We start from the raw sequence: 11400 nt of genomic DNA, 5'->3' as shown, positions 1-11400 counted from the left end.
GACTGTCCAGTAAGGCGTTGCAGGCGTTCAAGCGGAGAATCAGGCAACTGACCCGACGCAACGGAGGACGCAGTATTGAGCAGGTGGTAGAGAAACTCCGCAGCTATCTGCTGGGATGGAAAGGGTACTTCAGACTGGCGCAAACGCCCCGCATCTGGCGATCACTGGATGAGTGGATACGTCGTCGCTTAAGAGCCCTTCACCTCAAGCAGTGGCGGCGGGGCAAGACGATCTACCGGGAACTGCTGCGCCTTGGCGCGAGCCCCTGGGTTGCGGAATCGGTGGCGGCCCTGAGCCGCCGCTGGTGGCATAATAGTCGGTCTGCGATTCATAATGTGCTGACGATTGCCTACTTCGATCGGTTGGGGGTGCCGCGTCTCTCATGACCTCAACTTCTCGAACCGCCCGGTGCGGACCCGCTTGCCGGGTGGTGTGGGAGGGGCGGAGCTTTATGGCTCCCCCCTATCCCGATAACCTCGTCGTGGTGTTCCAACTAGCGAGAGGTCATATGTCAAGCGTACCCCAGATCAGGATTCCGGCCACCTATATGCGCGGTGGCACCAGCAAAGGTGTGTTCTTTCGTCTGGAAGATCTACCCGAACAAGCTCGAACTCCAGGAGCCGCGCGTGATGCACTATTGTTGCGGGTGGTAGGCAGCCCGGACCCTTACCAGAAACAGATTGACGGCATGGGTAACGGCACCTCCAGTACCAGCAAAACGGTCATTGTTTCGAGGAGTGAGCACCCGAACCACGACGTGGATTACCTGTTCGGGCAGGTGGGTATTGATCGACCGTTCGTCGACTGGAGCGGTAACTGCGGAAATCTGACAACGGCGGTTGGCGCTTTTGCGATCAGCGCAGGGTTGGTAGACGCCGAAAGCCTTCCCGAGAACGGTATTGCCACCGTGCGCATCTGGCAGGCTAATATTGGCAAAACCATCATTGCACACGTGCCCATGACCAATGGACAGGTTCAGGAAACCGGAGATTTCGAACTTGACGGGGTGGCCTTTCCTGCGGCGGAAGTGAAACTGGAGTTTCTGGCGCCTGCAGATGACGGGGGGACAATTTTTCCAACAGGTAACCCGGTGGACGAGTTGGAGGTTCCCGGACTGGGCAAAATCCGGGCGACCATGATCACTGCGGGCATCCCGACCATATTTGTCGACGCGCAGGCAATTGGTTACACCGGCGCCGAACTGCAGGACGCGATCAACAACGATCCGAAAGCGCTGGCGATGTTCGAATCAATACGTGGCCAGGGCGCGCTGCGGATGGGGCTGGTCGAGACCCTGGCTGACGCTGAAAATCGCCAGCACACGCCGAAAATCGCGTTTGTGGCTAAACCCTCCGAGTACGTCTCGGCCAGTGGCAAGCGTGTAGTGGTTGAGGATGTCGACATACTGGTACGGGGTATGTCGATGGGTAAACTTCACCACGCCATGCCTGGTACCGTCGCCGTTGCTATAGGTGCAGCGAGCGCCATTCCGAGTACTATCGTGAGTGCGGCAGCCGGCGGTGAAAGTCGCACGTCGGTGTGCTTTGGTCACCCATCCGGCACGCTTAAGGTTGGCGCTGAGGCGATGCAAAGAAACGGAGAGTGGGTGGTCGAGAAGGCGATCATGAGCCGAAGCGCCAGGGCGCTTATGGAGGGGCAGATCAGAGTGCCGGGAGACTTTCATAAAAAGGGTTAGTGTGAGCTTGTAGTGGTCAACTAATTCCGGACAGTATTTTGAGTTTTTCTTCCGCGATCACGGGCGGAAGACCGTACACCTTACAAGGCCATCCAACAGCTTTAAGGTATGCCAAAACCCGAGTTTATCCGCATCATCTGCAAGTTACTGAAGCTATGTAGCTCCAGGCTGTGGCGGGCGCGGGTATCCCGCCGCTCAATAAAACACCTGAAGTTTAGACGCCCGGACGTAAGTCAGGTATTTGCCCAACTCAGTACAAACAGCACTAAGCCCCTGGCATTACCCCTCCAGCTTCCGCACTTGCTGCGAGAGCACAGAGAAATCAAAGAGCTTTCCTCGTGGAAGCAGCAACAATAGCAACGACACCGCAATCGGTACAAAGGTTGCCAGCAGGAAAGATTCCAACAAATAGGTGAGGGGCGCCCCCGGTGCGGGGAACACTATCAGCCCAGTCGCCAGGCCCAAAAAGGTACTAGTCGCGGCGTTATAGCTTTGGTAGCGGGCGTTGTAGAAGCCGAAAAATACCGGGAAAGCGGCGGCGCAGCACAGCAGGTCGGCCAGCAAAAAAAGGTAAAGCACGCTGTAACCTTGGGCAGCCACAAACAGCACCGGTACCGACAGCAATACAATTAACCAGCGGGATAGCGACAGCAAGCTATGGTTGCTCAACTTTGGCAGCAGCCGACGCAGATCTATGACCATGATACTGGTCAGTCCGCTGATCGTGGAGTCAGCACTGCTCATAATCAGCGCCAGCCCAAAGGGTAACAGGCCAATTGCAAACCACACGGGCACATCCGCCAGCAGCACGCTGAACAGCGCCACAGAGCCGTCACCCGGCAAGCCTAAACCGACAAACGCCAGCCCGAACAAACCCATAGTGAAAATGATGGGAAAACTCAGTAGACCGCTGATGATAAAACCGTTGCGGATAACCTTGTTATCGCGGGCGGCAAAAATACGCTGCCAGGTGCCCTGGTAGAATAGTCCGGTCAGCACCACCGCCAGGAAAAAAGTCAGGCCGGATTTCAGGCCATTGATGTCCAGCGGGTTCAGCAGGTGCGGCGCGTTTTCCTGCAAGCCTTGCAGCGCCGGAGTCAAACCACCGGTAGCCTGCCAACCAAAACCAATCAGCAGCGCCAGAAAAGGCAAAATCACCAACATTTGTATCCGGTCGGTAAAAATGGTGACCCTCAAGCCACCATACAGGGTGTAAAGCAGGGTAGCGCACATGACTATGCTGGCGGTTAACCACAGAGGAACTGGCGCCAACAAAGACACCATTTTGGCAATGGCGGTCAGCCCAGCGGTCAGGCTGATAAACAGATAAAAAACCATGATCACCAACACGAAGCCGTACATAACGCGGCCATAGCGGCCGAGCGCGAATTCGGTGAGGGTGTGACCTTCAGGCATCAGTGTGCGAATGCGTTTGCCCAAGGGAATCATGATCAACCGCGGTGCCAGGGCACCCAGAGCATAGCCGGTAACGGCACCAATGCCACCCCAGGTGGCGGCCTGCGCTGGGCCAAACAGAATCCAGGTGCCCATGGTGGTTGCCAACAACGTTAGCATAGTGGCAGAGCTGCTCTGGCTGTTGCGGGCTATCAGGAAATCGTCCAGTTTGTCGCGCTTGTGGCGGGCGTAAATCAGGCCGGGTATGGCGAACAGTGCGGCGAACAAAACCAGCCAAACAAGGGCAGTGGAGGTAATCAGCATTGGTAGATCTTCCTTGCAGTGGCAGGCGCTAGCATAATCGCCATAGATGACTGGCTACCGAGACAGGGCGTGGGGAAAGAAAGGGCGCACAAGCAAGTACAAAAAAGCAGGTGTTTTCCTTCCCTTCGCCGGCATTACCCGGATCAGGTTCGAAGGGTTACCGCACCGAGTGCGGAGTCTCAGCCATCGCAATGGCGCCCCCAGGAATGGCATCAGAATAGGAAGTCTGTTCTTACCTGTCAATTGCAGCTATTAGTGGCGGTTTGGCCTGCATATTTGTGCTAAGGTCTTGGCTCGACACGGGGTGTCCTGCTTTGCGGGGCTGAGAGCACACCCGTTGAACCTGATCCAGTTCATACTGGCGAAGGGATGTCAGAAGGTGCGCCCGTACCGAATCTGTCCATTCATACCTTCGCCTCAGCCATGAGGTGTCTATGCACAAATCTGCCTGTCTTGATCAACAGCTAGTTTTGATAACCGGTGGTGCCCGCGGTTTGGGCGAACATCTGGTGCGCGCGTTTTTGCGCGAAGGCGCCAGCGTCGTCATCAATTATCGCAACAGCGCCGAAGCGGCGCACAAACTGGCCGCTGAGGAACCGGTGCGTGCGCTTGCGGTGCAGGCTGACGTGACCGACCGCGCCGCTGTGCAGGCGATGTTTGCCCAGGCCCGGCAGCATTTCGGGTTTCCGGTGACCACGGTAATCAATAATGCCTTACCGGATTTCTCATTCAACGGCGATGCCCGTCCGAATGCAGATCGCCTGACCTGGGAGAATTTGAGCCAGCAGTTTACCGGCGTGGTGGGCGGTGCGCTGAACACTATCCAGGCGGCGCTGGCCGGTATGCGCGAAGTGGGTTTTGGCCGTATTGTGAATGTGGGAACAAACCTGTTCCAGAACCCTGTGGTGCCGTATCACGATTACACTGCGGGTAAAGCAGCTTTGCTGTCGCTTACCCGTACTCTGTCGCAGGATTTAGGGCCGGATAACATCACTGTGAATATGGTGTCTGGGGGCCTGTTGCGCACCACGGATGCATCTGCTGTAACGCCTGAAGCAGTGTTCGATTTCATCGCAGCCAGCACACCGTTGCGGCGGGTGACCACACCAGCAGAGTTTGCCGATGCCACCCTGTTTTTTGCGTCACCCTGGTCGCGCTCGGTAACCGGGCAGAATCTGGTGGTAGACGGCGGGTTGGTGAAAAACTGATGGCGGCCTCAGATTCCTATCAACGGATGATGCACATTAACCTGTTTCTGATGGGCTGCGGCCATCATCGAGCAGCCTGGCGTCACCCGCAATCGGCGGTGGAACAGTTGGGAGACATTCGTTATTACGAGCGTCTGGCACAAACCGCCGAACGCGGAAAGCTGGACGCCGTATTTTTCGCCGACAGCAATTCGGCGGGCAATGTATCGGACGGCAGTTGGTTTTACCTGGAGCCGCTGACGGCAATGGCGGCCATGAGCCGGGCTACGGAAAAGATCGGATTTATCAGCACAGTTTCCAGCACCTTTTACACACCGTTTCACGCCGCGCGTCTCGTCGCGTCGCTGGATCACATTTCCGGCGGCCGCATCGGCTGGAATGTGGTTACTTCGATGTTTGACGTAGAAGCCCGCAACCACGGCTATGAAGCTATGCCTGGCCACGCTGAGCGCTACCGCCGCGCCGACGAATTTATCCAGGCGGTGTTGGGGTTGTGGGATTCCTGGGCAGATGACGCTTTGCGGTTTGATCGCCAGGGCCATTACGCCGACCCAGACAAGGTGCGGCCGATAAATCACCAGGGTGAGTTTTTTCGGGTAGACGGACCGTTGAACGTCCCGCGCCCGGTGCAGGGGCATCCGGTTCTGTTTCAGGCCGGTGCATCCGAACCCGGGAGGGAGCTGGCGGCCAGATGCGCCGAGGCGATTTACGCCGTAGCCTACGACTTGCCGGCGGCACAAAGCTATTATCGGGATATCAAACTACGGGTAAAAGCCGCTGACCGCGAGGTTTATGTGCCGATTCTACCGGGCCTGGTCACTTACGTGGCGCCCACCGAGGCGGAGGCAAAGGCCAAGCAGCGTGAACTTGATGAGCTGTTACCCGCGGACGCGTCTTTGCGCCAGCTTGCGATGTTTATCGGCCAAGACTGTGCGGGTTGGGATTTGGACGCACCCGTGCCAACACTTCCGCCATTGGAGGAGTTTAGCGGGCCACAGGGCCGTTATAGTACCATTTTACGCATTATCGAAACTGAACAGCCGACTCTGCGTCAGTTGCTGGGGAGGTTGGCAGCAGGAGGAGGGCACTGCACCATGGTAGGCACGCCCAAGCAGATTGCGGACAAGATGGAGCACTGGTTCCGCAACGAAGGCGCCGACGGGTTTAACCTGATGCCGCCGTCGCTGCCCGGTGGCATTGAGGACTTTATCGAGCAGGTGGTGCCGGTATTGCAGAGTCGGGGGGTGTTTCGTACCGAATATCAGGGCAGCACTTTGCGCGAACATTTAGGGTTGGCGTGCCCTGGCAGGTCCTGACCAATGTGATCCCTACGGCAAGTACCAGAAAGCCATGGAAACCATAGAGAAGGACCGAAACGAACTGCTGGCCTTCGTCAACTTCCCGGCGGTGTACTGAATTCACTTGCGGCTCCCACGCCACGACGTTATCGATGGTGTTCAAACTGCTCCAGCCCGCCCAGAAACGTTGGAAGCGGATCAAGGGGTTTGACCAACTGAAGCTGGTGGTGAGCAACCTTTAGTTTCGGGATGGAGAACAGGTGGAAGATTACTCCGACAGGAACGCTACCTGAGGGTTGTACACCAGACTTGACGATAACTCAGAGTAGGCGCAGTGCGCTTGCCAGGATAATCACTCGACTTAAATTGGAATTGTCCGAGCAATTGAGTCCTGAGAAGCTGACTCAAATTCAGTCCGGGATTAGTTGACCACTACAGGTGTGTGAATCTTTAAGGTTTGTGCTGAAAGGTGATTACCTGGAGATTTGCCCAATTTTAAAAGGACCGACATGACAACCGTGACCACTCATGACCTATTTGAGCTGTTACAGAGCGGTGTGTTTTCCGGTTGCGTCGCGATTGTTACGGACGAACCGCCGGACAGTGATCTGATGAGCGGGTTGAGCGGGGCAGCTAAAGAACATTATCGGAGTGTTTCCATCCAGAAACTGGGTGACGGAAATTTGAAGAGCTTTACGGGAAATTGCTCTGATTTGGTGCTGATCTATGGCCTGGAGCAGTGTAATCCTCAAAGTTCTGAAATTTATTCCGTTCGCTCTTCTCTTGATGTCCAAGGGAAAAGTGGTGTGATGTCGGTGATCTGCCTTGATAAGAGAGCCCACGAAAAGCATTTCAATAACAGACAGAGCCCCTTCTACAAGTTTTGTGGCATCGTGGATCAAGACACCCTGAGTGACCTAAAGATCTAAATTGACCAACACACCATGTAAACGTCGGGCTCATTGAGTTCGCCAGGCATGACTGGAGGTCGAGCGATGAACGCAGAGTTCATGATCACAACCGGCGGGATCTTGATTGCAGGCATACTCATCATGTTGGCGATCGAATATTACAGGCGCTGAAGGGTAACCGTCCGGCCATCACACCTTGTCGGGATAAGATTTGAGGGTTAATAGGCTGAAAACGGTTTAGTCAGAGTGGTGTAGGTCAGCGGTGCTGTTGCGTCGCAACTCGCGGCTGACAGTAGTGCTTTGACAACCGGTCATTGCGGCAATCTGGCGTTCGCTATTGCCTGCTACCCGCAGGGCCGAGATCTGGTATCGTTTTGTCTGGGTCAGTTGTCGGTACTTCATCACTGCTTCACTTTGGTCGGTAAAGCTCGTGAGGGTAATGGCAACGGCCCTCCTGTCTCTGCCTGGTTACGCCAAAGTGCTGCAGTTATTATCTGAATTCACGCTAAAAGGAGATAGTTATGAAAGGTGATCGAGATATAGAGAAAGGATATTCCACCTCTGAATTCGTTTCTAAGTTACGGCGTCTAGCTGATGCGTTGGAATCAGGGGATAAATTTGAAATACAAATAGCCGGGGAGCGAATCTATGTACCAGTTCGGGCTATTTACAATATAGAGCACGAAAGGGAGGGCTCAGAGGAAGAGATAGAATTTCAAATTAAGTGGACAAATTGAACGCGTCTAACTTAACCAACATTACTAAGCGGTGAATGTTTCAGTGACTGGGTAGCAGGTCGGACTTCGTCAAACACATGCTTGATGCGTTTGATCGAGCGACGTGTGTGCATTAAATAAAGTCGGTAACTTCAAAAAATGCCGTCAATCGCCGCAGAGTCTGGATCAGACTGTAAAACCGTGATGGGTACCGTCAGGCAGCTCAACATCCAGTTTAAGTTTGGCTCCAGTTGCTTCCACATAGCGCTTCAGAGACGACAGTTTGATATCTTTCCCAGCGCGTTCAATGCCGGCAACAGTAGGCTGCTTCACGCCTAGAGCAGAAGCGATATCCATTTGAGTTTTGCCCAATAGGGTGCGCAACTCAGCCAAGTGGATATCGAGAAGAATTGCGTCGGCTTTGGCGTTCGCTGATTGAACGACTTCCGGTTTTTCGTCTGCGAGCATTTGATCAAGAGATCGGCCCATTTCAATCACCTCATTTGAGAGTTTTCAGGTGTTCTGTGAACTCTCGGTCTGCCAGGGGGATCATGCGATCGTAGAAACGCTTATCCCCAGTCTTATCACCCGCACAAAGTAGAATTCCTTTCCTTTGTGGGTCAAACGCAAAAAAAGCTCGTATCGGTTTTCCGCCACTGCTAATTCGCAGCTCCTTCATGTTGCTATGTTTGGAGCCATACACGGTGTCCGCGTATGGCCTCGGTAACATAGGCCCTTTTTGCCGTAGAACCTTCATTGCAGCAAGCACATCGGCGCGCTCGCTATCTGTCAATCCCTTGAACCATTCATCAAATGCATCCGTTGTTATTACGTCCCACATGAAAATAATCCTGTCTATAGGCTGTAGACTATATAGGCCATAACCTATAGTCAAGCCTAGACTAAGGTGTGGGCAGTATCCCGGGCTGGATCGTGAGATCTACGGTGGTAAATGAGTACAGGTATTGCCGATAGCTACTGGCTCTTTTCCAATGGCAGGGTTAAACCCTCTTCGAAGTTACCATCTCTATTTCTTCGATGGGCTGGTTCTGGAGGCACAGAATGCGGCTTATGCAACATTTTTGTTGCCAGTTTTATTTCGATCTCACACGACGGTCCGGACTCTGAGCTACAACAGCGCATGGAACGCCTTCCGTACACTGAACCGAGTTCCGCGGGACTTTCGAGTCGTCATCGAAGGCATGGTCTCTCCGGCGAAACAGACGTCACCTCCGTGACCCTGCGGTACCGGCAATTCACCAATGGTGCCGATGAGTACGAGAAAACGTGGTCTTTACTCAAGCCCATCGAGCAGGCCATCCTAGCGGTCATCGCACAGTACGTTGCCGGTCCCTACCATGAGGATGCCCGCCGATTCATTGCCACCTGGGTGGGAATGGAGGAGTCCGCTGTGGCAACGCACACAATTCAGAATGCGCTGAATCGGCTTCGTGGCGAGTTTCTGGCACTGGTCGAGAAAGGGATCTGGGTATTCGGGGACAAGGATTTCAAAGTCTGGGTTGCTGAGACTTTCGCAAAGGACCCGACTGAAGGTTAGGTTTACAGCCCTCGATATTCGTGGCCGCCAAAATGCCTGAGCGTTACCAACTTAATTATGATTCCATAGCTGCTCAACCGGTAATCAACGAATAAATACCGGGGTGATTCTTAGGCTTGCCAGATGATAATGCCCTCATGGGCTATATTATTCAGGATGTCCGGATTCGAATAGCGTTCTGGCTGGCGCCATTCCGACTCCCAGACGGGAAACGGATGGATCCGGACACCGGTCTCAAGCAGGACATCGTCAGCAATGCTGGCCATCGCCAACTTGGTCTCGACAAAATCACCAGGCTCGCCGCGCAATATCACTGCCACATCGGTATCGCTATCCGGCTTATAGTCACCCCGGGCACGACTGCCAAACAGTACGAGCCGAATGACCTCAAACTGTTCTGAGGCGAGCTCGCTGAATTTCAGAAAGGTTTCACTGAGATCGGTCTGGCTATCCATGACTTTTTGTCGGATCACTGAGTTCATTTCTTCAATGCTTACTACTCGTTTAGAGGAAACAATGCCACGAAGCCGCTTAACGTCCTTCTCCAAACCAACGGCAGGCGCCTGATCCCACACACGCAACTCTGTTGAAATAGGAGCATCCGGATCGCACTGGGCAATCAGTTCCTCAAGGCTGTAGTCTTTTGGTCCGGTCATAGGGGTTCCCTATCTTGGATGTGCGTAGTAAAGGCTAGAGCGCTGGCAAAGTAAGCCTTCAGATCGTCAACCGGCAAGGCGCGTTCGCGCACCTGCAGGCTTCTTTTGATTGACAGCTAACTTACGACACGTCGTTTTGAGAATTTATAACGAAAGCATGCCGCTAAATCTTTGGCTGGGACAGCCAGATTGAATAATGGCCGAGTGTATCCTTGTATACGAGTGCATATCATTGGATTTTATGTCTGTCACGAAATGTCGCCCTCCCTCAACCTTTGCAGGTAATCTTCGGCCGTTTCAACCCCGTCTCGAAGGGTTGCGCTCAGCAGGGATTTGCCTGCCAGTGCCGGGATCGGTGATAAAAACCAGTTCCAGATCCTGTGTGGATCGATGTTGGAGGCTTCGGCAACCAGCAATTCCGCAGCTGCCAAGGCATCGTCAACGTGCTCAGCATAGGTGCTAGCGTTAATCGCTTCTTCTATGTCGTGCTCAATTGTTTCGGGCGAAATGCCCAACCGGAGAGCGATTTTCTGAATTTTGAAGCGTTGGTACTCGTTCATACCAGTCCCTCGTCGTGTCATGCGCGATGATTTTCTTCGGCCACACTTCCAACTGGTCCGCTTTCGATGGACCGCTATGCCCATCAATGCCTTTTCCAGTGGATATCGCCACATAAAACGGCATGACTTAGGCAAGGAAAACGCTCAGCTACCGGATGAGCCGTGATATTGGCTACATGATCATTGCGTAGGCCCGAATTGTTCACCAGCCTTTTTGGCTATGTTTCTTAGTACTATTGATTTCGCAAACGACAGTTGTCAGCAAGCCTCAAGATACTGGACAACTTCCTCCATCCCGGCCAGGGTACGAATCACCGTTCCAGGAGGTGCACTCAAAGCGTGGTTCGACGCTTTGATCCAGTGTTTCATGGCATGGTCATCACCCCCCATCAATCGATGAAGCGCGGTGTAGATCCGTATGAGGTGCAGCGCTCGATCTTTAGAAAACCAGGGTAAAGAGCTGTCGCATTCCGGGGAATCCGTTCTTTCTCGACAGACAATTGCTTTCCAATCCTCAAGAGATAGGCCGAGCTGCACTGCTGCATTCTGAGAAGCTCTAAACAATAGTTTTTCGTCATCAGTCAGGGCATTCAAATTTGCTGACTTCCATCGTTGAAATAGTTATTGACTAGTTCAGTGCATTAGCACTAAGTCATGATACTAATAAATAAGGTCAGAGTCGGTCGCGATATCACCTGTCATTTCGATCTCCAGGCTGAGCAATAAAATCAAAATACCGCCTTGTAAGTCGTAATCCATCTTTATCAGTAAGCATAAAGCTCATCGGTGATTTTCCATTAAAAGGAAATTCAGTCGACGGTAGCCGAAGGCGCCTGCTTGCCCGCTTCATATCTGGGTATAAGATACCGAGTGATTTTACGATTCCCATTATATATGAGCATTGAGTTTCGTTCAGTTCGGACTGATTGTTCGCTGAATCTTCTGTTTTTTGAAGCGTATATTCTTTATCGTAAAATAATGCGATTTGTTCCTCCTCGCTCAATTCCAATAACTCTGAAATTCGGTAAGCGGTCCACGAACTACACCGGAATGGTTTCGCCGTGATGCCAGGGTAATA

At 53.2% G+C, this 11400-nt stretch carries 15 protein-coding genes, 2 pseudogenes and 2 riboswitches; of the genes and pseudogenes, 9 read left to right on the top strand and 8 right to left on the bottom strand.

The window, feature by feature from the left end; translation table 11 throughout:
* From WEB64_RS16250 to WEB64_RS16240, 3 genes are all read left to right on the top strand, one after another.
* A partial coding sequence (locus tag WEB64_RS16250; protein WP_368065679.1) for a group II intron maturase-specific domain-containing protein occupies nt 1–386 on the top strand: 386 nt, incomplete at its 5' end.
* Between the two features lie 122 nt (nt 387–508).
* Nucleotides 509–1696, top strand: a complete 1188-nt coding sequence (gene prpF / locus WEB64_RS16245) for a 2-methylaconitate cis-trans isomerase PrpF (protein WP_368061241.1) — start codon at nt 509–511, stop codon at nt 1694–1696.
* 108 nt (nt 1697–1804) lie between these two features.
* A complete protein-coding gene (locus tag WEB64_RS16240; RefSeq protein WP_368061242.1) occupies nt 1805–2053 on the top strand; it encodes a DUF2805 domain-containing protein in 249 nt (82 codons plus the stop codon).
* Here WEB64_RS16240 and WEB64_RS16235 read toward each other — a convergent pair.
* Nucleotides 1976–3415 (bottom strand): sodium:solute symporter family protein, encoded by a 1440-nt coding sequence (locus tag WEB64_RS16235; RefSeq protein ID WP_368061243.1) that lies wholly within the window; start codon nt 3413–3415, stop codon nt 1976–1978. The two genes, WEB64_RS16240 and WEB64_RS16235, sit on opposite strands and share 78 nt — an antisense overlap.
* A gap of 103 nt (nt 3416–3518) precedes the next feature.
* Nucleotides 3519–3627: riboswitch (TPP riboswitch) on the bottom strand.
* 78 nt (nt 3628–3705) lie between these two features.
* A riboswitch (TPP riboswitch) is annotated at nt 3706–3802 on the top strand.
* Between the two features lie 47 nt (nt 3803–3849).
* Here WEB64_RS16235 and WEB64_RS16230 point away from each other — a divergent pair.
* From WEB64_RS16230 to WEB64_RS16215, 4 genes and pseudogenes are all read left to right on the top strand, one after another.
* Nucleotides 3850–4623, top strand: a complete 774-nt coding sequence (locus WEB64_RS16230) for a 3-oxoacyl-ACP reductase (protein WP_368061244.1) — start codon at nt 3850–3852, stop codon at nt 4621–4623.
* Nucleotides 4623–5939, top strand: coding sequence for an LLM class flavin-dependent oxidoreductase (locus tag WEB64_RS16225; protein WP_368061245.1), 1317 nt, complete (start codon nt 4623–4625; stop codon nt 5937–5939). The genes WEB64_RS16230 and WEB64_RS16225 overlap by 1 nt, the downstream gene beginning before the upstream one ends.
* Before the next feature lie 19 nt (nt 5940–5958).
* Nucleotides 5959–6163 (top strand): annotated as a pseudogene (locus tag WEB64_RS16220) (IS256 family transposase); the annotation flags it as partial.
* Between the two features lie 267 nt (nt 6164–6430).
* The gene (locus WEB64_RS16215; protein WP_368061246.1) at nt 6431–6850 is read left to right on the top strand and encodes a hypothetical protein; all 420 of its coding nucleotides are present in this window, start codon (nt 6431–6433) and stop codon (nt 6848–6850) included.
* A 219-nt stretch (nt 6851–7069) separates the two neighbouring features.
* Here WEB64_RS16215 and WEB64_RS16210 read toward each other — a convergent pair whose 3' ends face one another.
* Nucleotides 7070–7234, bottom strand: a complete 165-nt coding sequence (locus tag WEB64_RS16210) for a helix-turn-helix domain-containing protein (protein ID WP_368061247.1) — start codon at nt 7232–7234, stop codon at nt 7070–7072.
* Between the two features lie 119 nt (nt 7235–7353).
* On the opposite strand from WEB64_RS16210, the gene WEB64_RS16205 reads away from it, so the two are divergent.
* On the top strand, nt 7354–7569 hold the full coding sequence (locus WEB64_RS16205; protein ID WP_368061248.1) for an amphi-Trp domain-containing protein: 216 nt from the start codon (nt 7354–7356) through the stop codon (nt 7567–7569).
* A 165-nt stretch (nt 7570–7734) separates the two neighbouring features.
* Here WEB64_RS16205 and WEB64_RS16200 read toward each other — a convergent pair whose 3' ends face one another.
* Entirely contained in the window at nt 7735–8037 is a 303-nt protein-coding gene (locus tag WEB64_RS16200) for a helix-turn-helix domain-containing protein (RefSeq protein WP_368061249.1), read from the bottom strand.
* Between the two features lie 10 nt (nt 8038–8047).
* The gene (locus WEB64_RS16195) at nt 8048–8389 is read right to left on the bottom strand and encodes a type II toxin-antitoxin system RelE/ParE family toxin (RefSeq protein WP_368061250.1); all 342 of its coding nucleotides are present in this window, start codon (nt 8387–8389) and stop codon (nt 8048–8050) included.
* Nucleotides 8390–8782: 393 nt separating this feature from the next.
* On the opposite strand from WEB64_RS16195, the gene WEB64_RS16190 reads away from it, so the two are divergent.
* Complete coding sequence (locus WEB64_RS16190) at nt 8783–9106, top strand: hypothetical protein (RefSeq protein ID WP_368061251.1); 324 nt, start codon at nt 8783–8785, stop codon at nt 9104–9106.
* 110 nt (nt 9107–9216) lie between these two features.
* On the opposite strand, the gene WEB64_RS16185 is transcribed toward WEB64_RS16190, so the two are convergent.
* The 4 genes and pseudogenes from WEB64_RS16185 to WEB64_RS16170 form a co-directional block, all read right to left on the bottom strand.
* Nucleotides 9217–9762 carry a nucleotidyltransferase domain-containing protein gene (locus tag WEB64_RS16185; protein ID WP_368061252.1) on the bottom strand — a complete coding sequence of 182 codons (546 nt, stop codon included), beginning with the start codon at nt 9760–9762 and terminating at the stop codon, nt 9217–9219.
* Between the two features lie 248 nt (nt 9763–10010).
* Nucleotides 10011–10322 (bottom strand): hypothetical protein, encoded by a 312-nt coding sequence (locus WEB64_RS16180; RefSeq protein ID WP_368061253.1) that lies wholly within the window; start codon nt 10320–10322, stop codon nt 10011–10013.
* 258 nt (nt 10323–10580) lie between these two features.
* Nucleotides 10581–10859: an MbcA/ParS/Xre antitoxin family protein gene (locus WEB64_RS16175; RefSeq protein WP_368061254.1), complete on the bottom strand. Its 279-nt coding sequence runs from the start codon at nt 10857–10859 to the stop codon at nt 10581–10583.
* A 154-nt stretch (nt 10860–11013) separates the two neighbouring features.
* Nucleotides 11014–11400: pseudogene (locus tag WEB64_RS16170) on the bottom strand (hypothetical protein); the annotation flags it as partial.

This window comes from Marinobacter sp., assembly GCF_040882185.1.
Lineage (GTDB): Bacteria > Pseudomonadota > Gammaproteobacteria > Pseudomonadales > Oleiphilaceae > Marinobacter.
Note: the sequence above shows the minus strand (reverse complement) of the source record. Positions and strands in the feature narration are given on the sequence as shown.

Bases quoted from the DNA above. Each gene is read 5' to 3' on its own strand.
- WEB64_RS16195 (WP_368061250.1), bottom strand. From the start codon at position 8,389: ATGTGGGACGTAATAACAACGGATGCATTTGATGAATGGTTCAAGGGA.
- WEB64_RS16200 (WP_368061249.1), bottom strand. From the start codon at position 8,037: ATGGGCCGATCTCTTGATCAAATGCTCGCAGACGAAAAACCGGAAGTC.
- WEB64_RS16180 (WP_368061253.1), bottom strand. From the start codon at position 10,322: ATGAACGAGTACCAACGCTTCAAAATTCAGAAAATCGCTCTCCGGTTG.
- prpF (WP_368061241.1), top strand. From the start codon at position 509: ATGTCAAGCGTACCCCAGATCAGGATTCCGGCCACCTATATGCGCGGT.
- WEB64_RS16215 (WP_368061246.1), top strand. From the start codon at position 6,431: ATGACAACCGTGACCACTCATGACCTATTTGAGCTGTTACAGAGCGGT.
- WEB64_RS16230 (WP_368061244.1), top strand. From the start codon at position 3,850: ATGCACAAATCTGCCTGTCTTGATCAACAGCTAGTTTTGATAACCGGT.
- WEB64_RS16185 (WP_368061252.1), bottom strand. From the start codon at position 9,762: ATGACCGGACCAAAAGACTACAGCCTTGAGGAACTGATTGCCCAGTGC.
- WEB64_RS16240 (WP_368061242.1), top strand. From the start codon at position 1,805: ATGCCAAAACCCGAGTTTATCCGCATCATCTGCAAGTTACTGAAGCTA.
- WEB64_RS16210 (WP_368061247.1), bottom strand. From the start codon at position 7,234: ATGAAGTACCGACAACTGACCCAGACAAAACGATACCAGATCTCGGCC.
- WEB64_RS16225 (WP_368061245.1), top strand. From the start codon at position 4,623: ATGGCGGCCTCAGATTCCTATCAACGGATGATGCACATTAACCTGTTT.
- WEB64_RS16235 (WP_368061243.1), bottom strand. From the start codon at position 3,415: ATGCTGATTACCTCCACTGCCCTTGTTTGGCTGGTTTTGTTCGCCGCA.
- WEB64_RS16205 (WP_368061248.1), top strand. From the start codon at position 7,354: ATGAAAGGTGATCGAGATATAGAGAAAGGATATTCCACCTCTGAATTC.